Here is a 23,674-nt window from a genome sequence, read left to right on the forward strand (position 1 = left end):
AGCGCGTCCTTGGACGCGCGGCGCTCTATCGTTCGGCGGCTTCCTCGGCGCTTGCCTCAATCCGCTCCATGTCATCGTCGCTCAGCCCGAAATGGTGGCCGATCTCGTGGATCAGGACGTGGGTGATGATGTCGCCGAGCGTTTCGTCGTTTTCAGCCCAGTAGTCGAGAATGGGACGGCGGTAGAGGCGGATGCGGTTCGGCATCTCGCCGGTTTCCACCGTGAAACGTTCGGAAATGCCCCTGCCCTCGAAAAGGCCGAGCAGATCGAAAGGGGTTTCCAGCGCCATGTCCTCGAAAACGTCGTCATCGGGGAAATCTTCGATCTCGATCGTGAGGTTGGTCGTCAGCTGGCGGAATTCATCCGGGAGATGGCTGTAGGCCTCCATCGCCAGCGACTCGAAGGCGCTGATCGTCGGCGCATGGCGGTCCCGCCAATCATCGCTCTGGTCTATGCGGGCCATGAATATTCCTTCCTTTGCGGGCCCATATAGAACCTTTATCGCCGATTTTCGAGTGCGGAATCAAAGGCAGGAATATTTTCATAGAAAATGGCCGTTGACTCTTCATTAGCTCTCTGGAATCTATAAGAACATAACAGGAACAAGACGGATCGGAGAACGCCATGGCGCAGCACGCCCTGGCGCGCGAGCGGCTTTTTGCGCTCCGCGAAACCATTGCCAGACTGGAGGGAAGGCCCGCGCCGGCGCTTGCCGCAGCGGAACGGGAAGCCCTGGCGGAAGGACGTAAGGCCCGCCAGGAGCGCACGCTGCCGCCCCTGCCGTTTGGGGTGGAGTTTCTCGACGGGGCGCTGGAAGGCGGCTTGCCGCTCGATGCGATCACCGAATTCCGTTCCGCTCTGTCTCGCGATGCCGGTGCTGCAAGCGGGCTGGCGATGGCTGTTGCCGCGCGGCTGCAAAAACAGGAAGCGGATGCCGGCCGCCTTCTGCCGTTGCTCTGGATCGGCGATGCCGTCGGCACGCTGGAGGCCGGTCGTCCCTATGCCCCCGGGCTTCGGGATTTCGGCCTAAACCCGGAGCGGTTTCTCCATGCGGCGCCACGCAAGCTGGACGAGGCGCTCTGGCTGGCGGAGGCCGCGGTGGAAAGCGCTGCCTTCTCGGCCGTCATCTTCGAAGTACGGGGCAATCCTGCCCATTTCGGCCTGACCGAAAGCCGCAGGCTTAGCCTCAGGGCGCATGCTGCCCGCCGTCCGCTCTTTCTTGTCCGTCAGGCCGGGGCGGAGGAGGCAAGCAGTGCGGCCTTGCGTCTGCATGTCGAACCGGCCCCGTCCGCTCTGCGGCCGTTGCCGGATGGATCGAAACTTTCCGGCAGCATCGGCAATCCAATTTTCCGTCTGACGCTGGAGAAGAGCCGCAATCCGGCCCCGCTGTCCTTTCTTCTGGAGTGGAATCCCCATGAACGCGAATTTTTCCCTGTCGCCGAACCAAACCTCGTTCGTCCTCCAGGCGAACAGTCAGCGCATTCTGGCGCTCAGCTTCCCGCATCTGCCAACGGACCGTATCGCCCGCAGGCGATGGGGGCTCTCCTGGCGTTCGAAAGGGCGTCCTGAGACGCCGCCTATCGTCTGTTCCGGCAAGCTCAACAATGCCATGCGGCTGACGGCACTGGACGAGTTGGCCGAGAGGCTGGGGTTGAAGAAGGAGCTGGGCGTTGCCGAAGCGCGCGCCATGTATCCGATGCTCGAGGTCGCGGAAGAGGATCCGGCGGCCGACCGCCGGTTGCTGGAGGCAATTGCCGACTGGTGCGACCGTTATACGCCGCTGGTGGCGTTCGACGGCAAGGACGGCCTGTTTCTCGATATTAGCGGCTGCGCCCATCTTTTCGGCGGTGAAAAGGCGCTTCTTAGGGATGTGCTGTCGCGGCTTTTTCATATGGGGTTCGATGCCCGCGGCGCGATCTCATCGTCACCCGGCCTTTCCTGGGCCGCGTCCCGCTTCGGGCAAGGCGGGGTGATCGAGGACGAAGAGACGGAACATGTGCTGATGTCCTTGCCGGTTGCAGCCTTGCGACTGGAAGGACAAACCGTCGATGCCCTGAAGAAACTCGGTCTGAAATATGTCGGCGACGTCATCGATGCGCCGCGGGCGCCGCTGACCCGCCGGTTCGGCCCGGAGCTGCTTCTGCGTCTCGATCAGGCGCTGGGACGTGAAGAGGAGCCGGTCTCGCCCCGACGTCCTGTTGCCAGCCTCTCGGCCGAAAGCCGGCTGATCGAGCCCATCGGGACGGAAGAGCAGATCCTTGCCGTCACCAGGCAGGTCGCCTTATCGCTGCAGCCGTCGCTGGAGGCGCGGGGGGCTGGTGGGCGGGTGTTCGAACTGGTTCTGTTCCGCGTCGACGGCAGGGTCTTTCGTATCTCCGTCGGCGCTTCACAGCCGCTTCGCGAACCAAAGTTCATCGCCGGGCTTTTTTCCGAGCGATTGCAGGCGGTCTATGACGATCTCGATGCCGGCTATGGTTTCGAGATCCTGCGGTTGAATGTGTTGCGGCACGATCCCTTCAATGAGACGCAGGGTGATTTCGAGGGCGACCGCCAGGGAGAGATCTCGCTTTCGGCCTTCGTCGACCGAGTCTCGGCCCGGCTTGGTGCGGATTGCCTGCAAAGCTTCCAGCTCCGCGAGAGCCATGTGCCGGAACGCGCCGTCATCACGGTTCCTGTGATGGAGAGCCTTCCCAGGCGGAAGGCCGCGCAGGACATCCAGCTTCCTTTCCGCGAAGAGCGCCCGCTGCGGCTCTTTGCAACGCCGGAGCCCGTCGAGACCATACTTGCCGAAGTGCCCGATGGTCCGCCGCAGATCTTCCGCTGGCGGCGGATGCAGCATCAGGTGGCAAGAAGCGAAGGGCCGGAACGGATTGCCATGGAGTGGTGGATCGATGGGGATGACGCCGAGGCGCGTGACTATTTCCGCATCGAGGATGAGACCGGACATCGCTTCTGGATCTATCGGCGGGGCTTTTATGGTCAGGAGCTTGAGCCTCGCTGGTTCATGCATGGCGTGTTCGCATGACAGCCACGCGCGCATTCTTCGAGATCGGCACAAGGACGAATTTCTCGTTTCTTGAAGGTGCCTCTGGCCCGGAAGAGATGGTCGTACAGGCCGCTTATCTGAAGCTTGGTGGCCTCGGCATAGCGGACCGGAATTCGGTTGCTGGCGTGGTGCGGGCGCATGCGCAGGCGGAGCAGCTTGAGGAGAGATACAAGAACAGGGATGAGATTCTGGCCGAAGCGAAGAAGGAAGGAAAAATGGAGGTCATCCTCGATCCTATCCGGGTTCAACCAGGCGCCCGTCTCGTCTTTTGCGACGGAACGCCTGATATCCTTGCCTATCCGCAAAACCGGCGAGGCTGGGCAAACCTCTGCCGCCTTCTCAGCGCCGGCAATCTGAAGGAGGAAGCGGTCAAGGGAAGCTGCATTCTGACGGAAGCGGAATTCATGGAATGGGGGGACGAAATGATGCTTGCCCTCGTTCCCGATCGCACCCTTGTCGATCATCAGGCGGCTCAGTCGACGCTGGAAGATTACCTGGAACGGTTTCGCAGACGCTTCCGCAAGGCTTTTTTTATGGCGCTGGCGCCAGCCTATGACGGCCGCGACAGGCAGGTCTTTGCGGTGCTTGCCATGCTTGCTGCTCGAAATCGTGTGCCGCTGATTGCCACCAACCAACCGCTTTACCATCACCCCGAACGCCGGCCGCTTTCGGATGTCGTGATCGCGATCCGGGAGCATGTACAGATAGCGCAAGCCGGTTTCCTGCTGGCGCCGAATGCCGAACGCTACCTCAAGGATTCACGTGAAATGGCCCGGATCTTCCGGGACTATCCTAATGCGGTCGAGAATACGCAGGTATTTTTCGACAGTTTGACCTTTTCGCTGAAGGAACTGGAGCACAATTATCCGCCAGAAAACGATCCCGGCGAAACGCCGCAGGAGACTCTCGAAAGGCTGACGAGAGCGGGAGCGGTAAGACGCTATCCCGAGGGTATCCCGCCCAAGGTGGCGCAACAGATCGATTATGAACTAAAACTCATTGGGGATAAGAAATATGCCTCCTATTTCCTGACGGTGCACAGGATCATCCAGCACGCCCGCTATGAACTCAAGGTCTTGTGCCAGGGGCGCGGATCGGCGGCAAATTCGGTCATCTGCTATTGTCTCGAGATAACGGAAGTCGATCCCGAAAAGAGCACACTGCTCTTCGACCGCTTCATTTCGATGGATCGCGACGAACCGCCGGATATCGATGTCGATTTCGAGCATGACCGGCGTGAAGAGGTCATCCAGTTTATTTACAAAAACTACAAAAGAGAACATGCGGGACTGACGGCGGGGGTGACCACCTACCGCACCCGTTCGGCCGGCCGAGAGGTCGCCAAGGCCTTCGGGTTGTCGGAGGATGTCCAGTCGGCGATCAGCAGTCTCGTCTGGGGGTGGTCGGAGGACAATCTTTCCGAACGCGATGCCAAGGCGGCCGGCCTCGACGTCAAGGATCCGGTGACGCGGAACGTGCTGAAATATGCCTCCGAGCTTCTCGGCTTCCCGCGCCACCTCACCCAGCATGTCGGCGGCTTCGTCATCACGCGGGACCGGCTCGACGAGGTGGTGCCGATCATGAAGACGGCGATGCCGGATCGCTACATGATCGAGTGGGACAAGGACGACCTCGACAACGTCAAGATCCTCAAGGTGGATGTGCTGGCACTCGGCATGCTGACCTGCCTGCGAAAGGCTTTTTCGCTGCTTGAATTGCATTACGATGTGAAGAAGACGCTCGCAGACCTTGGCAATAAGGAACATGGGAACGAAGGCGAGCCAGTTTACGAGATGATGGGCAGGGCCGATACGCTCGGGGTCTTCCAGATCGAAAGCCGGGCGCAGATGAGCATGCTGCCGCGTCTCCGGCCGACGCGATTCTACGACCTCGTCATCGAGGTGGCGATCGTGCGGCCGGGTCCGATCCAGGGCGACATGGTGCATCCCTATCTGAAGCGCCGGGAGCAGCGGGCCAAGAACATTCCGATCGAATATCCGAGCAAGGAGCTGGAAACTGTTCTGGAAAGAACCCTCGGCGTGCCCTTGTTCCAGGAACAGGCCATGCAGATCGCCATTACCGCAGCAGGATTCAGGCCGGCGGAAGCCGACAAGCTTCGCAGAGCGATGGCAACATTCAAGAGAACGGGTACGATTGGTAACTTCGAAAAGCAGTTCATCGACGGAATGGTCTCAAAGGGCTATGCCCAGGAATTCGCGCAGCAGTGTTTCAACCAGATCAAAGGCTTCGGCGAATACGGTTTCCCTGAAAGCCATGCCGCCTCCTTCGCGCTGCTCGTCTATGCTTCCTCATGGCTCAAGGCCTATTATCCCGACGTTTTCTGTGCGGCGATGCTGAATTCCCAGCCGATGGGGTTTTATGCACCGGCGCAACTGGTGCGGGATGCACGCGAGCACGGGGTCAAGATCCTGCCGGTCGATATCAATGAATCGAACTGGGATTGCGGTCTGGAAGAAGCTACCTTCGATCGGAATGCCATCGATTTCCGGCATGACAAGATGCGCGAGATCATCAAGACCCGGCATGCGGTGCGGCTGGGTTTCCGGCAGATCAAGGGCCTTTCGACAGACGATATGGAACGGCTCGTCAGCAATCGAGGCGAAGGCTACAGCTCGGTCCGCGATCTCTGGCTACGGTCGGGTCTGCAGAAATCCGTCATCGAGCGATTGGCGGATGCGGATGCATTCCAATCCCTCAAACTATCGCGACGCGACGCGCTCTGGGCGGTGCGGGCGCTGGATGTGAAGAGTGCTGCCGAGGAGCTGCCGCTTTTCGAGCAGGTCCGTCATGTCGACCTCCAGATCGAGCCTGCGGCAAAGCTGCCGGAAATGCTGCCCGGAGAGCAGGTCATCGAGGATTATCGTTATCTCTCTTTGTCGCTGAAGGCGCACCCCCTGTCCTTCCTGCGCGAGGAATTGCGCAAGGCCGGTGTGACACGCAATGTCGATCTGTTGAAGGTCGCGAACGGAAAGAGGGTGACGATCGCGGGCCTCGTGCTGGTGCGCCAACGGCCGGGTTCGGCCAAAGGTGTGATCTTCATGACGCTGGAAGACGAGACCGGCGTGGCCAATGTGATTGTCTGGTCGAAAATGTTCGACAAATACCGCTCGGTCGTGATGGGCGCCCGGCTGGTGAAAATCCGCGGCAGGCTGCAAAGCCAGAGCGGGGTGATCCATACCGTCGTCGAGCATATCGAGGACATGACGCCGGCGCTCGGTATCCTGCAACGCGAGGCCCGGCGTTTCGGCGTCTGCGAGCGGGCAGACGAGGTGCTGAGGCCGGGTGCCGATCAGCGGCAGAAAAAGCTTGTAAATGCGCAGGAGAGGGCCGAGCTGGAAAAACGGGTGGTTGCCTCGGGCCGCCATGCGGGCGCGGCGGAAACCGCTCAGGTGATGCCGCGCGGACGCAACTTTCATTAAAAATGCATCGCATCGATCAAGACCATGCGGCGCGCTTCAATTGCCTTATGGCGTCATCACCCTGAAACCGCTGCATAATCCCGGACGATATGCATGAAGGCCTCACCGGACACCGCTATTCAATGATGCGGGGCTCGAATTTTTTCTTGACAGCCACCATCTTCTTTAGCAGAAAACACGATAGTCAGTGTCATGTTTGGAATGAAGACGTGCTTGTCTGCAGCTGCAATTACATAACCGATAAAGAAATCCGGGAGGTTATCACCAACCTTCTCGATGAAGACTGTTGGCAGCTTATCGTGCCTGCGAAAGTCTACCACGCCATGGAAAAACGCGGCCGCTGCTGCGGCTGTTTCCCCAACGTCGTCGACCTCATTATCCAGACAACCGAGGAATATCACGCCCGTCGCCACTCGACGGAGGCCGAAATATTTGATTTCATGTCCCGCTTGAAACAATTCCATGAGGAAAACAGGAGAGCGGACATTGAAAGGCGACAAAAAGGTCATCGAGCGGCTTAACGAGGCGTTGTTCCTCGAACTCGGTGCGGTCAACCAATACTGGGTTCATTATCGTCTTCTTGAGGACTGGGGTTACACCAAGCTCGCCAAGAAGGAGCGCGCCGAATCCATCGAAGAGATGCACCATGCCGACCGGCTTGTTGCACGCATCATCTTCCTCGAAGGCCATCCCAATCTGCAGACCCTTGCACCTCTGCGCATCGGCCAGAACGTCAAAGAAGTTCTGGAAGCCGATCTTGCCGGCGAGTACGACGCCCGCGCGGCCTACAAGAAGTCGCGCGATATCTGTCATGACGCCGGCGACTATGTTTCCATGAAACTTTTCGAGGAGCTGCTGGCGGACGAGGAAGGTCATATCGACTTCCTCGAAACACAGATCGACCTGCTCGAGAAAATAGGCGAGAGCAAATACGGCCAGCTCAATGCCGATTCCGCCAACGAAGCCGAATAATATTCGAACGAGAGGCCGGCCGCCTATGGCGGCCGGTGTGCCCGATCTGACACCGTTGAACGCGAATCGGTGCGGTCGGCATTCTTCGGAGGCATCGTTGCCGAGCACAAACGGAAGCGATCATCCCGCCGTGATCAGTCTTCCGATTGAAGTGTTTCCAAGTGCTGGAACTCGGCCACCACCTGGTCGTAGACGGCGCGCTTGAAGGGGACGATCAGCCCTGGCAGTTGCTGCATCGGCTTCCATTCCCAGGCATCGAATTCCGGTTCATGGCCGCCAGGCGGCGGGTTGATGGCGATCTCGCTGTCGTCGCCGTCGAAGCGAAAGGCGAACCAGCGCTGCGTCTGGCCGCGGAATTTCCCCTTCAGCCCGATACCGATCAGTGCCGGCGGCAGATCGTAGTTGATCCAATCTCTCGCTTCTGCAAGCAGGGTTACCGTCTTGATGCCGGTCTCCTCGTAAAGCTCGCGGTAGGCGGCGTCCAATGGATCCTCGCCCTTGTCGATGCCCCCCTGCGGCATCTGCCAGAGCTGCGGCGAGCCGTCATATTCGGAATTGCCGTCGGAGATACGTTGCCCCGCCCAGACGAGGCCATCGCGGTTCAGGATCATCACGCCGACGCAGGGGCGGTAGGGCAGATCCTCGGCTTTCACGGTCGCCTGGCTCATCTTCTTCTCCGTTCTGGGATTCTTCTCAAGGATACTCTCAAGGACCCATCTCAAGGATACTTTCAAGGATTCTTGGGGTCGTTGGAAAGGGCGGCAACGCCGACGATCTCGATGCCGCGCATCGTGGCCTCCTCGCTCCATTTGGCGATGGCGTCAACGCTCTCATCGAAAGCCGAAGCGACGCCAATCGCCTGGCCGTTCTTGCGGGCGATGCGCTCGAGCTCGTCGAGCTTCTTCAGGACGGCGTTGATATCGAGCTGGCCGTCGAGCTGCAGGTCGGCGAAGGCATAGGGCAGTTCGGTTCCCTTGGCGATCGCCGCCGTCTTCGACTGCGCCGATGTGCCGTCGTCGAGAAACAGCAATCCGCGCTTGCCGATGTCGCGCATGACAGGTTCCATGGCGGCGGGATCAGACAGGAAACGGCCGCCGAGATAATTCATGACGCCGGTATAGTTGGTGATCTCGCCCATCGCCTTGTGCAGGTTCTCGATGTTGCGTGCGGCCGGTTTCGTGGTCAGTAGCGTTTCGGGGCCTGGATCGTTCGCCGGGTAATCAAAGGGTTCGAGCGGCACCTGGAGAAGGATCTCGTGACCGCCGCGGCGGGCCTCCTGCATCCAGCGCTGCAGGCTGTTGCCGCTTGCGGCAAAAGCGAAAGTGATCTCTTCCGGCAATTCCGCGATGGCGCGCTGCGTTCCGGTCTGGCTGAGCCCGAGGCCGCTGACGACGATGGCGATGCGGACGCCACGCGCGCCGGACGAGGGGCGCGCATATTGATCCATCGGCCGCCGGCCATCGGGGCCGATAATCGGCAGCCTGCCAAAAGGCGTCTCTTCGAGCAGTGCTTCATTGGGCTGGGCCGCCATGCGCGGATCCTGGCCGATCTGCATGGCGTCGACCAGCACCGGCCCGCCGCCGTCGCGCGGGCGAGGGCTGTATTTGGTGACGACCGAGCCGTCGCCGGTGACCATCTGCTCGACATTGGCGCCCGAGCGCGGGTCGGCGCGGAGCATACCGTCCGCCGCTTGGCCCGTGGTGGCCGTCGGCGGCTGAGGAGTATTGGCAGGGGGTGTTGCGGCTTGTTCGTCCGCCGGCGGTTTGGCGCGTTCGAGCCCATCGCCGCGAAATGCCGTATAGAGGGAAAAGCCGCCTATCGCAAAAAGGCAAAGACTGGCGGCGATACGACCGAGGCGCAGGACACCTGGGCGCCGGCGGCCGGTTTTGCGGTTGCGGCCCAAAGGCGCATGCAGGTCCGTTCCCAATTTTTCGCCCGCTCCAAAACCGGGAAACAGCAGAAAGGGTCAAGGCCGAGCGAGTGCCCGGCCTTGACGTAATCGATTACTTGGCGACGACGGCCTTGTCCGGGTTCGGCGGGAAGGCCGGATCGGTCTTCTTGCCGCGCAGAAGGTCGAGCGCGTAGTTTAGCTGAACGTCGTCCTTCGGGTCCGGCGGGACGTAGGCAACGGAGCCCGAACCTTCGTCCGTCTCGCTCTGGCCCTTGATGTGGCCGCGCAGGCTGGATTCGCCTTCGGTCACCATCTTGCCCTGCAGTTCCTGCGGCAGCGGCTCCTCGACCTTGATGTCGGGGGCAATGCCGGTGCCCTGGATCGAGCGGCCCGACGGCGTATAGTAGAGCGCCGTGGTCAGGCGCAGCGCGCCGTTTTCGCCGAGCGGGATGATCGTCTGGACGGAGCCCTTGCCGAAGGAGCGCGTGCCGAGAACGGTGGCACGGCGCAGATCCTGAAGAGCGCCGGCGACGATTTCCGATGCGGAAGCCGAACCGCCGTTGATCAGCACGATCACCGGCTTGCCATCCGTCAGGTCGCCCGGGCCGGCATTGAAGCGGCGGGTTTCATCGGGATTGCGGCCGCGGGTCGAAACGACTTCGCCACGCTGCAGCAGGGCATCGGAGACGTTGATCGCCTGGTCGAGCAGACCGCCCGGATTGAGGCGCAGGTCGAGGACATAACCCTTCAGCTTGTCGGCCGGAACGGTGTCCTTGATCTTCTTGATCGCCTTTTCCATGTCGGGATAGGTCTTCTCGGTGAAGGAGATGATGCGGAGATAACCGACATCGTCCTCGACACGCGACTTGACTGCCTGGACGGCGACGACGTCACGAACGATCGTCAGCTCGATCGGCTTGTCGGCACCCTTGCGGATCAGCGTCAGCTTGATCGGCGTGTTGACGGCGCCGCGCATCTTCTCGACTGCGTCTTCCAGCTTCAGGCCGCGCACGGACTGGCCGTCGATCTCGGAGATGTAATCGCCGGCGAGAACGCCGGCCTTGGCGGCAGGCGTATCGTCGATCGGAGTGATGACCTTGACCAGTTCATCTTCCATCGTGACTTCGATGCCGAGGCCGCCGAACTCACCCTTGGTCTGGGTGCGCATGTCCTCGGCGTCCTTCGCATTCATGTAGCTCGAATGCGGATCGAGCGAGGAGAGCATGCCGTTGATGGCGTTCTCGATCAGCTTGTCTTCCGCAGGCGGCGTCACATATTGCGCACGCACACGCTCGAAGACATCTCCGAAAACCGAAAGTTCCTTGTAGGTCGAGGATCCGGCCGCTTCCGCCGGCACACCCGCCGAGTAAATGACGCTCATTGCGGTCGCACCCATCAATGCGCCGACCAGAACAAGAGAAGCCCTACGAATCATTGCGTGCCTTTCCAGTGTCTTTGGCGGTCCACCACGGCCGGGAATCGACCGGTTTACCGTCCTTTCGAAATTCAATGTAAAGCGTTGGCCGGTTCGTTTCCAGCGCCAATGCAGTTGCGCTTGCCACTCTTTTCGCGCCCATCACGGCAAGCGGCTCGCCGGAGAAAACGAATTTTCCCTGACGGGTATTGATCGTATCCATTCCCGAGAGAACCAGGTGGTATCCATCGCCCGCGTCGAGGATGATCATCTGGCCGTAACTGCGGAATGCGCCGGCGAAAACCACCAGACCATCCGCAGGCGCCGTCACCACTGTCTCTGGATTGGTGGCGACCGTCATTCCCATGGCCTCGTGCCCGGTGCCGTCGGCATCGCCGAACTGGCGCAGGATATCGCCCGTAACGGGCACCTCCAATTTCGCCTTCAATTCTCCGAAGGGATATGCGGGCGCAATGCGGTTTTTATCGGGCACGCCGCTGTCGGCGAGCGCCTTGGCCTGGGCGCGCTGCTCGTCCGTCAGCAGCTTGCGGTTCTCCTCGGCCTGACGGGCCGCAGCGGCGGCGTCCCGCACCGAAGCGATCTCGGATTCCATCGAGTCGACCAGGCCTTCAAGGCTCGTCGCCTTGCCCGCCAGCTCCTCGGAGCGTTTCCGTTCGGCCTCGAGTTCGGCGGCGTTGCTGCGGCTGAGCTTGTCGTTTTCGGCAAGCAGCAGGTCCATGCGCCGCTCTTCCTCGATGCCATCAGTCATCGTCGCGGTCAGCGAAGTCTTCTCGGCAGTACTTGCGGTCTGCAATGCGGCGAGGCTTGCGAGGTCTGCGGCAAGCTTGTCGGTCTCCTTGCGGATGCCGGGCACGACTGCGCCGAGCAGAATGGCGCTGCGCACGGAGGCGAGCGCGTCATCGGGGGTGACGAGCAAAGCGGGCGGCGGGTTGCGGCCCATACGCTGGAGCGCTGCCAGCACCTCGGCCAGCAGGCCGCGGCGCTCGTGCAGGGAACGGTGGATGCCATCCTCCTTGACGCCGAGATCGGCAAGTTTCTTCTCGCTTTCGAGGATCTGCTTTTCGAGCGTCTTGCGGCGGGCGGCGGAGTCAATTAGTGCCTGGCGGATGCTTTCCGTGCTCTTTTCGAGATCGGTGATGCTCTGCTGAAGCGCGCTCACCTTGTCGGTGGAGAGGTTGATCGTCTTCGACAGGGTTTCGAGTTCGGCACGGGTCTGGTCACGCTTGGCGGCAAGTTCGGCTGCCGGATCGGGCGGCGGCTCGGCTGCCGGCTGCGGTGCGGATTGTGCCGGCTCGGGCGCGGCATCCTGCGCCCGGACGATGAACGGATTTGCCGACATGACAATCACCGCCACACCGACGCTGGCCGCGATAGCCGGCAGGATCATGCGGTGTCGCCTGGTGGATGCTCTCGTCATGCGTGTTGGGGCACTTTCTCAAATCGCGCGGAGACTAAGCTGATTTGGTGCGCTTTGCCAGAAAGTTTGAAGGAGAACGGGCTGCCTAGCAAAACACGGCTGCGTGACATTGCGATTGCCGACACATCAGGCCGATACGGCATCAGACGCGGTGATAGGGGTGACCAGACAGGATGGTAACGGCGCGATAGAGCTGTTCGGCGATCAACGTGCGCACGAGCTGGTGCGGCCAGGTCATCTTGCCCAGGCAGAGCGTCGCGTCGGCACGGTCGTAAAGCGAGGGATCGAGGCCATCGGCGCTGCCGATCGCGATGGTCAGCTCGCGTTTGCCCTGGTCGCGATAGGAGCCGAGCAGGTTTGCGAAGGCTTCGCTGTCGAGCGCCTTGCCGCGTTCATCGAGAAGAATGAGGATGCTGCCATCGGCAAGCGATTTGAGAAGCATCGCCGCCTCTTCACGCTTGCGGGTCTCCGCATTGGAGGCCCGGCTTTCGGCAACTTCGGCAACGCGGGTCAATTCGAGACCGACGGCAGGGCCGGCCTTGGCAAAACGGTCGAAATAACGGGCGGCAAGATCCTTTTCCGGGCCGGACTTCAGCCGCCCCACCGCAAAAAGACCTATTCGCATTCATCCGCTCCCGCTCATGCGGCACATCGGGCGCACACTACGCCACCGGTCGGCTTGTCTGTTTACCGGCCAGCCAATGCCACGTCTCAGGCGCCGGACAGAATGCCGGCTCGCCTGTCAGTGCCGTGTTTCTTCATCCATATCCGGAGCCGCCCACATCTTTTCGATGTTGTAGAACTCGCGGATTTCAGGACGGAACACATGCACGATAATGTCACCAGTGTCGATCAGGACCCAATCGCCGCCTTCCTGACCTTCGACGCGGGCCGTACCGAGGCCGTCGTCCTTAAGGTCGGTGAGCAGGTGATCCGAGATCGCCATGACATGCCTGTTCGAGCGGCCGGAGACGACGATCATGTAGTCTCCCAACGCCGATTTTCCGGCAATGTCGATGGTGACGATATCTTCAGCTTTGGAGTCCTCGAGGCTGGCGAGGACGGTTTCTAGGGCACGGGCGGCGGCATCGGCGCCACGTTCCGCACTCTTCGGGATAACGGCGAGCGTTTTTCCCTTGGCGTGTACTGTTGTCAGTGCTTTCCCTTTCCTGGAATGACAAACTATGCACAACACAGATCCGATCACGACCGGATCAAGGTTAAGATAGGCATCAAACCATTAATGTTTCAAGACATGCTAAGGTACAGAACGGTCGAAAATCCGATCTGCCGTTCGAATTGAAGTATTTGACTGCCCGGGGCGGCCTCGTGCGGGCGGTGTACAGTTTCCATGCCGCAGCGTAAAGTGCGGCAAATTCCACGATCCCTAGATTCAATGACCGACTCAGCCGCAAAAACACTCGTGCCCGTCCTGCGAATCAGCTTCCCGGATGAGGATCGCCTCGGCCATGGCAAGATGGAACTGCTGGAGCATATCCGCCAGACCGGATCGATCTCGGCCGCCGGGCGGGCGATGGACATGTCCTATCGGCGGGCATGGTTGCTGGTCAGCGAGATGAACCGGATGTTTAACGAACAGGTGGTGGAATCGCAGCGCGGCGGGCAGAAGGGCGGCGGCGCGGCGCTGACGCCGTTCGGCGAGGAATTGCTCGGGCGTTTCCGCCGGATGGAAAGGACGGTGCGGACCAGCCTTGCCGAAGATCTCGCCTGGCTCGAGGCCAAGCGCAACCTGCAGCAGGGTGAGCGCGGCTGATCAGGCCTCCAGGGCCACTGTCTTGATGACGGCGAAGACCGCTCTTCCCGGTCGAAGATCCAGACGTTCGCAGGAGAGGGTCGTGATCCGGGAAAGAATGATATCGCCGCCGCAGTCGAGCCGGATTTCCACCGTTCCGTCCTCGGCCGAGGACATCCCTTCTATCTTTGCTTCCAGGATATTCAGCGCGCTGAGCCCCTCAGGCCTTGCGGTCGCCAGCATGACATCGCGGGAGGGAATGCGGATGCGAACCGATTTGCCGGGCGCAAGGGCGGCTCCCGGAATATGGAGCTGACAGGATTTCAGCGCGACCGTCGATAGATGGTGCCGCGCATCGAAGCTTTCCACCGTGCCTTCCAGCAGTGCGCCTGCCTCGCGCCGGTCGGAGGTGGTGGAGGGGCGGCTCAATATGTCGACGGCGGGGCCTGTCGCTTCGACCTTGCCGTCACGCATGACGACGACCTGGTTTGCCAGCCGCGCCACCTCGGCGATCGAGTGGCTGACATAGACGATCGGTATGTCGGTTTCGTCGCGCAGTCGCTCGAGATAAGGCAAAATCTCGGCCTTACGGGCATCATCGAGGGCGGCGAGCGGCTCGTCCATCAACAGCAGGCGGGGCGAGGAGAGAAGCGCGCGGCCGATGGCGACGCGCTGCTTCTCGCCGCCGGAAAGCTTCGCGGGGCTGCGCGCGAGCAGCGTCTCGATGCCGAGCAGGTCGACGATGCGGTCGAAGCTCTCGCCGCGCGCCGTTTTCGCCGCGAACCATCGGCCGTAGAACAGATTGGCGCGAACGCTGAGATGCGGGAAAAGCCGCGCTTCCTGAAAGACATAACCGAAGCGGCGGCGATGCTTCGGGAGGAAGATGTCGGTTTCGGTTTCGGTCAAGACCTCGCCGTCGAGGACGACGCGGCCTTGGTCAGGGCGGGCAAGGCCGGCGATGATGCGGATCATCGAGGTCTTGCCGGAGCCGGAGCGGCCGAACAGCGCGGTGACGCCACGCTCGGAGGTGAAGGCGGCATCGAGCGAAAAGGCGCCGAGCCTCTGTTTTGCCTCGACGATCAGCGTCATTCCGGATCGATCCTCCGGCCGGCGAGACGGGCGAGGAATTCGGAGGCGACCAGGGCGGTCATGGAAATGACGACGGCGACAAGCGTCAGGCGGAGCGCGCCGGCATCGCCGCCTGGCACCTGGGTAAAAGTGTAGATCGCCGCCGACAGCGTCTGGGTTTCGCCCGGAATGTTGGAGACAAAGGTGATCGTCGCGCCGAATTCGCCCATCGCCTTGGCAAAAGAGAGGATCATGCCGGCGATGATGCCGGGCAGGGTCAGCGGCAAGGTGATCGTCAGGAAGACCCAGACAGGGCCGGCGCCGAGCGTTCCGGCCGCCTCTTCCAGCTTGCGGTCGACCGCCTCGATCGACAGGCGGATGCTGCGCACCATCAGCGGAAAGGCCATGATGGCGCAGGCCAGTGCAGCACCCGTCCAGCGGAAAGAAAAGACGATGCCGAAATACTGGTCGAGCAGGCTGCCGATCGGACCGCGGCGGCCAAACAGGATGAGGAGAAGAAAACCGGTGACCACCGGGGGCAGGACCAGCGGCAGGTGAACGACGCCGTTCAGCACCGACTTGCCCCAGAACCGGCCGCGGGCAAGCAGCAGGGCGACAAGGATGCCGAAGGGCAGGCTTGCCAACATGGCGACAATCGAGACGCGCAGGCTGAGCAGGATCGCCGTCCATTCCTCATTGCTCAAGCCCAGAGCGTCCAACAAGCGCTTCTATTCCTCTCAAAAATGAAGGCTCGCATATGCGAGCCGTTTGTTGATAAACTCGTTCTACTCGGCGTCATCCTCGGCCTTGTGCCGAGGATCTGCTGCCTATCCAAAGTCGACCGGATGCAGATGCTCGGGACAAGCCCGAGCATGACGATAGAGTACTTAGCGGTCTTCGTCAGCAGACTGAAGCATCGTGATGTGAGCCTCAAGTGAGGCGCTCATGTGCAAATCCGTAGTCACTTGAGGATGGTGAAACCTTGCGCCGTGAAGAAGGCGGCTGCCTTGTCGGATTTCAGGAAGTCGAGATAGGCTGATGCATCCGGGTTCTCGCTCTCGGCGAGGATCGCAATCGGATAGATGATCGGCGGATGGGACTCGGCGGGGAAGGTGCCGACGACAGCGACACCCTTATCGGCTGCGGCATCCGTCTGATAGACGATGCCATAAGGCACTTCGCCGCGGGAGACGAGGGCCAGGGCGGCGCGCACGCTTTCGACGCCGGCGACCTTGGTTTCGACCGATTTCCAGACGCCGAGCTTTTCGAGCGCCGCCATGCCGTATTTGCCGGCCGGAACGGATTTCGGCTCACCCATGGCAAGCTTGCCGTCACCCAAAAGCCCGGCGAGATCGAAGCCTTGCTTGATCTCAATCGGTTTTGCCTTGCCCTTTTCCGCAACGAGCACAATTTTGTTGCCGAGCAGGTTGGAGCGGGTATCGGCCTTGATCAGTTTCTTCTTGGCGACGTAATCCATCCAGTCGAGGTCGGCCGAGATGAAGATATCGGCGGGTGCGGCGTTCTCGATCTGCTTGGCCAGCGCCCCGCTTGCCGCATAGGATACGACGGCTTCCTTGCCACTTTCCTTTGCCCAGGCGGCATTGGCGGCGTCGAGCGCATCCTTGAGGCTCGCCGCCGCAAAGACGGTAAGTTTTTCGGCTGCGGCGGCAGGCGCCGGGAGCGCTGCTGCGCCAAGCCACAGGACTGCGATCGCGGCGGTTGCCAGTTTCATCCATCGGCGGCTGTTCTGCATGATTCATTGCCCGCGTTCGAAATATTGCAAGGAATATAATGGACGAGGCGTCTTGGCTAGGGATATATCCAGGAAAATATAACCGTATTGGACGCGGTGTCCGCAATGACCCAATAGTTGCGCGTTGTCGAAGTGCATGGCTTGAGCCGCAGCATGAGATCCATAGGGTTGAAATACCCGCGCGACAGCTTGGCAAACCGCAGGGACTCCCGGCGGCAGAGCATCCTCCGTCGATTTCTGCCAAGAAAAACGGCAATGCCAAAGCCGCAAGGCTGCACAGGATTGCAGACAATGCATTGCTGCAATGCACCAATCGATATTCATCTTCCTGCGAAATATGCTACAACACACTCATCGACACGGCTTCTCCTCCTCCCATAGCCGTTCGATAGGGTCGACAACACTCCTCCTCCCAGTTGTCGATCGAGTTTATAAGCCCGACGGATCTCCTCCCCCGTCGGGCTTTCTCGTTTTCGGGGTCTTCTTAAAATTAGGCTATTCAGCGCCGCTGTGTGACGAGCCGTTGCGGATTGCCGTCGAACTCAGGCCGGAGCGCGGTCCGTGGATGAAGGTCCAGGCCGGCGCACGCTTCTTCCAGAGAATACGGGCATCATCCTCGTCGACACGGGCGAAATCGAATGTCCTAGCCATTTTCGAGGACAGGAAGGAGAGCGTCGCGCCCGGCCGGTCGATCACCGCGATCGGAAAGGTGCGGGCAATCTCCTGCCATTTCTGCCATTTGTGAAAGGTCTGCAGGCTGTCAGCGCCCATGATCCAGATGAAATGCACATGTGGATTACGCGCCTTGACGCGCACAAGCGTATTGGCGGTGTAGCTGGTGCCGAGCGCCTGTTCGAAGGCGGTGACCTTGACCCGCGGGTCGGCGGCAACACGCTCGCTTTCGGCAATGCGCTCGGCAAGCGGAGCGAGCTGGTTGCGGCTCTTCAGCGGATTGCCCGGGGTAACCATCCACCAGAGCTGGTCGAGGCCAAGTCGCTTGAGGGCGATTTCGGCGACGAGCGCATGGCCCTGATGCGGCGGATTGAACGAACCGCCGAACAGACCGACGACCATGCCGCGCTCGCTGTGCGGCATGCGGAGATAGTGCCGGTCCACATTCTCGGTCGTCACGTCAGGGCCGCGTCTGTCCGGCACCATGCACCCGATATTTGAAAGAAGTGAGCTGTTCGACGCCGACGGGGCCACGGGCATGCATCTTGCCGGTGGCGATACCGATTTCCGCACCCATGCCGAACTCGCCGCCATCGGCAAACTGCGTCGAGGCATTGTGCAGGAGGATCGCTGAATCGACTTCGGTGAAGAAACGCGCGACGACGGCGGGGTCCTCGGCGATAACCGCCTCGGTGTGGTTGGAGGAATATGTCTGAATGTGGGCGATGGCGCCCGATATGCCGTCGACGACGGCAACGGAAATGATCGCGTCGAGATATTCGGTCGACCAGTCCTCTTCGGTCGCGGGCTTCGTGCCGGGTGCGACCTTCAGCACCGTTGCCGAAGCGCGGATCTCGCAGCCGGCCTCCGTCAGAACCTCAAGCAGCGGCGTAAGATGCGTGCCGATCGCGGCGCCATCGACGAGCAGGGTTTCGGCCGCCCCGCAGATGCCGGTGCGGCGCATCTTGGCGTTGACGATGATCTTCTTGGCCATTTCGATATCGGCCGAAGCGTCGACATAAATGTGGCAAAGGCCTTCGAGATGGGCAAAAACCGGCACGCGAGCCTCGCTCTGCACGCGGGCAACCAGGCTCTTGCCGCCGCGCGGCACGATGACGTCGATCGCCCCGTCCAAGCCCCGCAGCATGGCGCCGACTGCGGCGCGGTCGGTGACCGGCACGAGCTGGATAGCATGCTCTGGAAGTCCCGCCGCCTTCAGGCCCTCGACCAAGCAGGCATGGATAGCCTGCGATGAACGGCGCGAATCCGAGCCGCAACGCAGGATAACGGCATTGCCCGCCTTGAGGCAGAGGGCGCCGGCATCCGCGGTAACGTTCGGTCGGCTTTCGAAGATCACGCCGATGACGCCGAGCGGCGTGCGGACGCGCTCGATTTTCAGCCCGTTCGGCCGGTCCCAGGCAGCGATGACTTCGCCGACCGGATCGGCAAGGGCAGCGATGGCGCGGATTCCCTCGGCCATTTCGGCGACGCGCTTGTCGTTCAGCGTCAGCCGGTCGACGAAGGAAGCGAGCGTCTCGGTGCCTTCGATATCCTTCAGGTCCTTGGCGTTCTCGGCAAGAATATGCGCCTTGTTGCCCAGGATCGCATCGGCCATGGCGTTCAACGCGCTGTTCTTCGCCTCGGTGGACGCAAAACCCAGCGGTCGTGCCGCAGCCTTTGCCTTGCGGCCGATGTCGTTCATCAGCACGTCAATGTCAGGGCCTGGCGCAACGGTATCAAGCATAGCTCGCGTCCTTCTTCTGCCTTTCCGATTTCGAACCGGTCTGCGCGGTCATCACCATGTCGTCGCGATGGATCATGGCGGCGCGCCCGGCATAACCGAGGATGGCCTCGATCTCCGCCGACTTGCGGCCGGCAATCCGGCGGGCGTCGTCGGCATCGTAGCTTACCAGGCCGCGGGCAATCTCGCGGCCGGCCGGGCCGATGATCGCCACCGTATCGCCGCGGCTGAAGAGGCCGGAAACGCTGCGAACGCCGGCGGGAAGCAGACTCTTGCCGGCCCCGAGCGCAACGACGGCGCCGTCGTCGACATGCAGTTCGCCGGCCGGCTGCAGCTGCCCGGCAATCCAGGTCTTGCGGGCGGTAACGGGTGTGCCCGACGGCGCGAACCAGGAGGAACGCGCGCCGTTTTCGATTGCCGACAGTGGGTTGTCGGTCTTGCCGGAGGCGATGATCATGGCGCAGCCTGATGCCGTCGCAATCTTGCCGGCATCGATCTTGGTGCGCATGCCGCCACGCGAAAACTCGGAGGCAGCACCCCCGGCCATTGCCTCGATCTCCGGGGTGATTTCAGCAATTGTCTCGAGGAACGTTGCGTTCGGATCGAGATGGGGCGGCGCGGTGTAGAGACCGTCGATATCGGAGAGAAGAATGAGCAGATCGGCGCCGGTCATCGTCGCGACGCGGGCGGCTAGCCGGTCGTTGTCGCCATAGCGGATCTCGCTGGTGGCAACCGTGTCGTTTTCATTGATGATCGGCACGGCGCCGATCTTCAAAAGCTGATTGATGGTGGCGCGGGCGTTGAGATATCGGCGGCGCTCTTCGGTATCGCCGAGCGTCAGCAGGATCTGGCCGGCGACAATCTCGTCGCGTGACAGGCTTTCCGACCAGGCGCGCGCCAGCGCAATCTGGCCGACGGCAGCCGCCGCCTGGCTTTCCTCCAGCTTCAGCGCGCCCGAGGGCAGGTCGAGCACCGAGCGGCCGAGCGCGATTGCGCCCGAGGAAACGACGAGCACGTCGATGCCCTTGGCCTTCAAGCCTGAGATATCGGCGCACATGGCGTCGAGCCAGGCCTTCTTCAGCCCGGCCTTGCGGTCGACCAGAAGCGCGGATCCGATCTTGATGACGATGCGGCGGTAGCGGCCAAGCGGCTTACGGCTGGTCATCGTCCTCGTCCCCACCCTTGTCCTCATCGGTGACGACCATGTCGCGATGGCGCAGCTTCGGCACCTTGGCCGGCTTCTCCTCCGTATTGGCTTCGACGATGATGTCGCGGAGTGCACGCAGCACTTCGGTCATGCCCTTGCCGGTGACGGCCGAAATCTGGAACGGCGTCTTGCCGCAGGCCTTGGCCAATTCCTTGGTCTTCTTCTTCAGTTCGGCATCATCGAGCACGTCGATCTGCGACAGTGCCACGATCTCCGCCTTGTCGGCCAGATCGTTTCCATAGGCTTCGAGCTCGTGCTTGACCGTCTTATACGCCTTGCCGACCTTTTCCTCCTGGGCGGAGATGAGGTGGAGCAGCACGCGGGTGCGCTCGACATGGCCGAGGAAACGGTCGCCGATGCCGACACCTTCATGGGCGCCTTCGATGAGGCCCGGAATGTCGGCCAGGATGAATTCGCGCTCGTCGATAGTGGCGACGCCGAGATTAGGATGCAGTGTGGTGAAGGGATAGTTGGCGATTTTCGGCCGGGCCCGGGTGACTGATGCCAGGAAGGTCGACTTGCCGGCATTCGGCATGCCGACGAGGCCGGCATCGGCAATCAGCTTCAGGCGTAGCCAGATGGTCTTTTCCTCGCCGGGCAGACCGGGATTGGCCCAATCCGGCGCCTGATTGGTCGAGGTTTTGAAATGGGCGTTGCCGAAGCCGCCATTGCCGCCATGGGCGAGACAGTAGCGCTGGCCTTCGACGGTCAGGTCGCAGATCAGCGTTTCCTGGTCTTCCTCGAAGATCTGGGTGCCGACCGGGACCTTCAGCGTCACGTCGCTGCCGTTGGCGCCGGTGCGGTTCCTGCCCATGCCATGGGTGCCGATCGTCGCCTTGAAATGCTGCTGAAAGCGGAAATCGATCAGCGTGTTGAGGCCGTTGACGGTCTCAACCCAGACGTCGCCGCCGCGTCCGCCGTCGCCGCCATCCGGGCCGCCGAACTCGATGAATTTCTCGCGTCGGAAGGAAACGCTGCCGCCGCCGCCGTCCCCGGACTTGATATAGACCTTTGCTTCGTCGAGAAATTTCATTTTACTTCCAATATTCAGTGGCAGTTGGACGGCCCGTCTTGGCCCATTCGATATAGGCGGTTCCGACGGAGGTCAAAGATTATCGTGAATTTTGCGAGCTATAACATACAGTACGGCTTCGGTCTCGACGGCAGATACGATCTGGCGCGCATTGCCCGCAGCCTCGAGGGTGCCGATGTCATCGCGCTGCAGGAGGTAACCCGCGGCTTCTCCCGCAACGGTTTCGCCGACATGGCGGCCGATGTTGCAGCCTTCTTTCCCGACTATTTCTGGGTGTATGGGCCGGCCTGCGACATGCATGTCAAGGCGGCCGAAGGCGGGCTGCAGCCGGCGCGCGGCACGCGATTCCAGTTTGGCAACATGGTGCTGTCGCGCTGGCCGATCGTCTCGACCCGGACGCTGCTTCTGCCGCGCAGCCGGACGATCGGCAAGATCAACCTCCAGCGCGGCGCGACCGAGGCGGTGATCGATGCACCCGGCGGTGCGATCCGCGTCTACTCCGTGCATCTCGACCATGTCTCCGCCGACGAGCGCATTCGCCAGCTGCAATTCTTGAACGCGCGTATCAATGCCTTCGTCCAGGAGGGTGGGTCGCTGACGGGGGGTGGTGAATTCGACCTGCCGGAGCCGCCGCTGCCGGAGGATTACGTCATCATGGGCGATTTCAACATGGAGCCGGAATCGCCGGAATATTGCGCGCTTGCCGGTGCTGGCGGCGGATATTACGGCCGCGTGGCGAGGTTCGGCACGCCGGTCGACGCCTTTGCGGCGCTGGAGGCTTACTCTCCGGAGAGCTACAGCTGGATGGATCCCGAAGATCGCGGCAAACGCATGCATCTCGATTATTGCTTCGTCAGTTGCGGCCTGCAGAGCCGGTTGAAATCCGCCCGGATCGATACGCAATCCGTCGGTTCCGATCATTTCCCCGTATGGGTCGAGATCGGCGATTGAAGGAGACGCCGCCGATGCGGCGGCGTCTCGAGTTTGATCAGGCGACCTTTCGCGGCTGCAGCGTGCCCTGCTGCAGCACGGTTTCGATCTGCGACACCATGGTGTTGCGGGCGAAACAATAGATTTCGCCGCAACCCGTCATGTGGAAACCGAGCTTCTCCTGCAGTCGCAGCGAAGCCGGGTTGTCGGCGAAGACGCCGGAATGAACAGGCGTCTCCGGCATGCGGCGCGAGAAGCGTTCGATGATCGCCGTCACCGCCTCGCTCATATAGCCGCGCCGCCAGTAGTAGCGGTTCAGCCAGTAGCCGAGGTGCCAGCGGCCGTGGCGCAACTCGATCGAGACGTTACCGATATGGACATCGTCCTTGCCGGTGATTGCCAGCGGCCAGTCGGGCAAGGTGCCCGATGTGACCGGGATCAGCCAGTCCAGCGCATCCTGCCGGTCGAACGGCGCGGGTACGCGGGACAGCATGCGCGTGACCGCGAAATCGGAGAGCGATTCCGCGATATCAGGCGCATCGCTCAGCCTGTGGGGGCGGAGCGTCAGGCGGGCGGTCGAGATGACCGGCGCGGGGCCGGGCATCATCGGCTTGGCCTCTGGCCTTTGCAGCGCAGTCGTGCTCATGCGATGTTCCCCCAGCTTCTGAGGGACATCCAGGTCTTGCGGTCGAGCCTGTACCATTCGACCGGCACGTTGCTGCCGAGCGCCAGCGAGGCGGCGAGCCCCGAACCCTGAAACTGGAAGCCGCACTTCTGGATGACGCGGCGCGAGGCGACGTTCATGACCCGGCAACGGGCGTCGATCTGATCGACGTCCTGACGGGTCCTGAACACCATATCGACCAGGGCATGGCAGGCCTCGGTCGTATAACCCTTGTTCCAATAGGGCTCGCCCAGCCAGTAGCCGATCTCGACGGTCTTGCCGTCTGTCTGCGGTTCCACGCCGCAGCAGCCGATAAATGCGCCGTTTTCGGCCTTGGTGATCGCATAGACGCACTTGCCAATCTCGCCATTTTTCGTGCGACGCACGAAGTCGGCAGCATCATCGGCGGTATAAGGGTGCGGCATACGCGATACCATGGTGGCGACTTTGGCGTTATTGGCGAGATGGGCAAGGGCGTCGATGTCTTCTTCGTGGGGCGCGCGCATGACGAGCCTTTCCGATAACAAGACAGGGCAATCGGTCCTTAACCGTTCCGGCCTCAGCCGCTCCGTGGAAGACCGCTGGTCTTCCTGGGGAGACCGTGATTGGTCTACCCTTAACAATTCGCCTTGCATGGTTCAGTCCTCCTTGA

General features: G+C 61.5%; 23 protein-coding genes. 7 read left to right on the forward strand and 16 right to left on the reverse strand.

Annotation, left to right across the window (positions count from 1 at the left end; genetic code table 11):
* Nucleotides 1-25: 25 nt before the first annotated feature.
* Nucleotides 26-463 (reverse strand): metallopeptidase family protein, encoded by a 438-nt coding sequence (locus FY112_RS34745; RefSeq protein ID WP_003543974.1) that lies wholly within the window; start codon nt 461-463, stop codon nt 26-28.
* Nucleotides 464-624: 161 nt separating this feature from the next.
* Here FY112_RS34745 and FY112_RS38370 point away from each other — a divergent pair, with 161 nt between their 5' ends.
* From FY112_RS38370 to bfr, 5 genes are all read left to right on the forward strand, one after another.
* Nucleotides 625-1,569 carry a hypothetical protein gene (locus FY112_RS38370; RefSeq protein ID WP_017962589.1) on the forward strand — a complete coding sequence of 315 codons (945 nt, stop codon included), beginning with the start codon at nt 625-627 and terminating at the stop codon, nt 1,567-1,569.
* 10 nt (nt 1,570-1,579) lie between these two features.
* Nucleotides 1,580-3,025 (forward strand): DNA polymerase Y family protein, encoded by a 1,446-nt coding sequence (locus FY112_RS34750; protein ID WP_281040834.1) that lies wholly within the window; start codon nt 1,580-1,582, stop codon nt 3,023-3,025.
* The gene (locus FY112_RS34755; protein WP_151520381.1) at nt 3,022-6,486 is read left to right on the forward strand and encodes an error-prone DNA polymerase; all 3,465 of its coding nucleotides are present in this window, start codon (nt 3,022-3,024) and stop codon (nt 6,484-6,486) included. The genes FY112_RS34750 and FY112_RS34755 overlap by 4 nt, the downstream gene beginning before the upstream one ends.
* Before the next feature lie 122 nt (nt 6,487-6,608).
* The gene (locus tag FY112_RS38375) at nt 6,609-7,007 is read left to right on the forward strand and encodes a (2Fe-2S)-binding protein (RefSeq protein ID WP_017962586.1); all 399 of its coding nucleotides are present in this window, start codon (nt 6,609-6,611) and stop codon (nt 7,005-7,007) included.
* The gene (bfr, locus tag FY112_RS34765) at nt 6,973-7,458 is read left to right on the forward strand and encodes a bacterioferritin (protein WP_003543950.1); all 486 of its coding nucleotides are present in this window, start codon (nt 6,973-6,975) and stop codon (nt 7,456-7,458) included. Before FY112_RS38375 ends, bfr begins: the two co-directional genes overlap by 35 nt.
* 134 nt (nt 7,459-7,592) lie before the next feature.
* Here bfr and FY112_RS34770 read toward each other — a convergent pair whose 3' ends face one another.
* The 6 genes from FY112_RS34770 to rsfS form a co-directional block, all read right to left on the reverse strand.
* The gene (locus tag FY112_RS34770; RefSeq protein ID WP_017962585.1) at nt 7,593-8,126 is read right to left on the reverse strand and encodes an RNA pyrophosphohydrolase; all 534 of its coding nucleotides are present in this window, start codon (nt 8,124-8,126) and stop codon (nt 7,593-7,595) included.
* Between the two features lie 62 nt (nt 8,127-8,188).
* Nucleotides 8,189-9,385: a divergent polysaccharide deacetylase family protein gene (locus FY112_RS34775; protein ID WP_131719602.1), complete on the reverse strand. Its 1,197-nt coding sequence runs from the start codon at nt 9,383-9,385 to the stop codon at nt 8,189-8,191.
* Between the two features lie 76 nt (nt 9,386-9,461).
* On the reverse strand, nt 9,462-10,784 hold the full coding sequence (locus tag FY112_RS34780; protein WP_131719601.1) for a S41 family peptidase: 1,323 nt from the start codon (nt 10,782-10,784) through the stop codon (nt 9,462-9,464).
* A complete protein-coding gene (locus FY112_RS34785; RefSeq protein WP_151520382.1) occupies nt 10,774-12,171 on the reverse strand; it encodes a murein hydrolase activator EnvC in 1,398 nt (465 codons plus the stop codon). The genes FY112_RS34780 and FY112_RS34785 overlap by 11 nt, the downstream gene beginning before the upstream one ends.
* A 172-nt stretch (nt 12,172-12,343) precedes the next feature.
* Nucleotides 12,344-12,826: a 23S rRNA (pseudouridine(1915)-N(3))-methyltransferase RlmH gene (gene rlmH, locus FY112_RS34790; RefSeq protein ID WP_017962582.1), complete on the reverse strand. Its 483-nt coding sequence runs from the start codon at nt 12,824-12,826 to the stop codon at nt 12,344-12,346.
* Between the two features lie 117 nt (nt 12,827-12,943).
* Complete coding sequence (gene rsfS / locus FY112_RS34795; protein ID WP_032984631.1) at nt 12,944-13,387, reverse strand: ribosome silencing factor; 444 nt, start codon at nt 13,385-13,387, stop codon at nt 12,944-12,946.
* A 210-nt stretch (nt 13,388-13,597) separates the two neighbouring features.
* Here rsfS and FY112_RS34800 point away from each other — a divergent pair, with 210 nt between their 5' ends.
* The gene (locus tag FY112_RS34800) at nt 13,598-13,975 is read left to right on the forward strand and encodes a winged helix-turn-helix domain-containing protein (protein ID WP_131645129.1); all 378 of its coding nucleotides are present in this window, start codon (nt 13,598-13,600) and stop codon (nt 13,973-13,975) included.
* Here FY112_RS34800 and modC read toward each other — a convergent pair whose 3' ends face one another.
* The 7 genes from modC to obgE all read right to left on the reverse strand — a co-directional run bounded on the left by modC (nt 13,976) and on the right by obgE (nt 21,428).
* Nucleotides 13,976-15,043, reverse strand: coding sequence for a molybdenum ABC transporter ATP-binding protein (gene modC / locus FY112_RS34805; RefSeq protein ID WP_131645101.1), 1,068 nt, complete (start codon nt 15,041-15,043; stop codon nt 13,976-13,978).
* Nucleotides 15,040-15,741: a molybdate ABC transporter permease subunit gene (modB, locus tag FY112_RS34810; protein ID WP_151520495.1), complete on the reverse strand. Its 702-nt coding sequence runs from the start codon at nt 15,739-15,741 to the stop codon at nt 15,040-15,042. Before modB ends, modC begins: the two co-directional genes overlap by 4 nt.
* A 242-nt stretch (nt 15,742-15,983) precedes the next feature.
* Nucleotides 15,984-16,775, reverse strand: coding sequence for a molybdate ABC transporter substrate-binding protein (gene modA, locus FY112_RS34820; protein ID WP_131719598.1), 792 nt, complete (start codon nt 16,773-16,775; stop codon nt 15,984-15,986).
* 495 nt (nt 16,776-17,270) lie between these two features.
* A complete protein-coding gene (locus tag FY112_RS34825; protein WP_017962576.1) occupies nt 17,271-17,933 on the reverse strand; it encodes a nicotinate-nucleotide adenylyltransferase in 663 nt (220 codons plus the stop codon).
* Nucleotides 17,908-19,191 carry a glutamate-5-semialdehyde dehydrogenase gene (locus FY112_RS34830; protein WP_151520383.1) on the reverse strand — a complete coding sequence of 428 codons (1,284 nt, stop codon included), beginning with the start codon at nt 19,189-19,191 and terminating at the stop codon, nt 17,908-17,910. The genes FY112_RS34825 and FY112_RS34830 overlap by 26 nt, the downstream gene beginning before the upstream one ends.
* Nucleotides 19,184-20,353: a glutamate 5-kinase gene (gene proB, locus FY112_RS34835; RefSeq protein WP_017962574.1), complete on the reverse strand. Its 1,170-nt coding sequence runs from the start codon at nt 20,351-20,353 to the stop codon at nt 19,184-19,186. Before proB ends, FY112_RS34830 begins: the two co-directional genes overlap by 8 nt.
* Complete coding sequence (obgE, locus tag FY112_RS34840) at nt 20,340-21,428, reverse strand: GTPase ObgE (protein ID WP_017962573.1); 1,089 nt, start codon at nt 21,426-21,428, stop codon at nt 20,340-20,342. The genes proB and obgE overlap by 14 nt, the downstream gene beginning before the upstream one ends.
* Before the next feature lie 84 nt (nt 21,429-21,512).
* Between obgE and FY112_RS34845 the strand changes: the two genes are divergently transcribed.
* Complete coding sequence (locus tag FY112_RS34845) at nt 21,513-22,379, forward strand: endonuclease/exonuclease/phosphatase family protein (RefSeq protein WP_131645097.1); 867 nt, start codon at nt 21,513-21,515, stop codon at nt 22,377-22,379.
* A 37-nt stretch (nt 22,380-22,416) separates the two neighbouring features.
* On the opposite strand, the gene FY112_RS34850 is transcribed toward FY112_RS34845, so the two are convergent.
* On the reverse strand, nt 22,417-23,004 hold the full coding sequence (locus FY112_RS34850) for a GNAT family N-acetyltransferase (protein ID WP_151520384.1): 588 nt from the start codon (nt 23,002-23,004) through the stop codon (nt 22,417-22,419).
* Nucleotides 23,001-23,657, reverse strand: a complete 657-nt coding sequence (locus FY112_RS34855) for a GNAT family protein (RefSeq protein ID WP_003543911.1) — start codon at nt 23,655-23,657, stop codon at nt 23,001-23,003. Before FY112_RS34855 ends, FY112_RS34850 begins: the two co-directional genes overlap by 4 nt.
* Between the last annotated feature and the right edge of the window lie 17 nt (nt 23,658-23,674).

The organism is Rhizobium sp. PEPV16, assembly GCF_008919455.1.
Taxonomy (GTDB): Bacteria; Pseudomonadota; Alphaproteobacteria; order Rhizobiales; family Rhizobiaceae; genus Rhizobium; species Rhizobium leguminosarum_Q.

Excerpts from the sequence above, each read along its gene's own strand:
- FY112_RS34745 (WP_003543974.1), bottom strand. The coding sequence starts at position 463 with ATGGCCCGCATAGACCAGAGCGATGATTGGCGGGACCGCCATGCGCCG.
- FY112_RS38370 (WP_017962589.1), top strand. The coding sequence starts at position 625 with ATGGCGCAGCACGCCCTGGCGCGCGAGCGGCTTTTTGCGCTCCGCGAA.
- FY112_RS34755 (WP_151520381.1), top strand. The coding sequence starts at position 3,022 with ATGACAGCCACGCGCGCATTCTTCGAGATCGGCACAAGGACGAATTTC.
- FY112_RS38375 (WP_017962586.1), top strand. The coding sequence starts at position 6,609 with ATGATGCGGGGCTCGAATTTTTTCTTGACAGCCACCATCTTCTTTAGC.
- FY112_RS34770 (WP_017962585.1), bottom strand. The coding sequence starts at position 8,126 with ATGAGCCAGGCGACCGTGAAAGCCGAGGATCTGCCCTACCGCCCCTGC.
- FY112_RS34780 (WP_131719601.1), bottom strand. The coding sequence starts at position 10,784 with ATGATTCGTAGGGCTTCTCTTGTTCTGGTCGGCGCATTGATGGGTGCG.
- FY112_RS34785 (WP_151520382.1), bottom strand. The coding sequence starts at position 12,171 with ATGATCCTGCCGGCTATCGCGGCCAGCGTCGGTGTGGCGGTGATTGTC.
- rlmH (WP_017962582.1), bottom strand. The coding sequence starts at position 12,826 with ATGCGAATAGGTCTTTTTGCGGTGGGGCGGCTGAAGTCCGGCCCGGAA.
- FY112_RS34800 (WP_131645129.1), top strand. The coding sequence starts at position 13,598 with ATGACCGACTCAGCCGCAAAAACACTCGTGCCCGTCCTGCGAATCAGC.
- modC (WP_131645101.1), bottom strand. The coding sequence starts at position 15,043 with ATGACGCTGATCGTCGAGGCAAAACAGAGGCTCGGCGCCTTTTCGCTC.
- modA (WP_131719598.1), bottom strand. The coding sequence starts at position 16,775 with ATGCAGAACAGCCGCCGATGGATGAAACTGGCAACCGCCGCGATCGCA.
- FY112_RS34825 (WP_017962576.1), bottom strand. The coding sequence starts at position 17,933 with ATGGTGCCGGACAGACGCGGCCCTGACGTGACGACCGAGAATGTGGAC.
- FY112_RS34830 (WP_151520383.1), bottom strand. The coding sequence starts at position 19,191 with ATGCTTGATACCGTTGCGCCAGGCCCTGACATTGACGTGCTGATGAAC.
- proB (WP_017962574.1), bottom strand. The coding sequence starts at position 20,353 with ATGACCAGCCGTAAGCCGCTTGGCCGCTACCGCCGCATCGTCATCAAG.
- obgE (WP_017962573.1), bottom strand. The coding sequence starts at position 21,428 with ATGAAATTTCTCGACGAAGCAAAGGTCTATATCAAGTCCGGGGACGGC.
- FY112_RS34850 (WP_151520384.1), bottom strand. The coding sequence starts at position 23,004 with ATGAGCACGACTGCGCTGCAAAGGCCAGAGGCCAAGCCGATGATGCCC.
- FY112_RS34855 (WP_003543911.1), bottom strand. The coding sequence starts at position 23,657 with ATGCAAGGCGAATTGTTAAGGGTAGACCAATCACGGTCTCCCCAGGAA.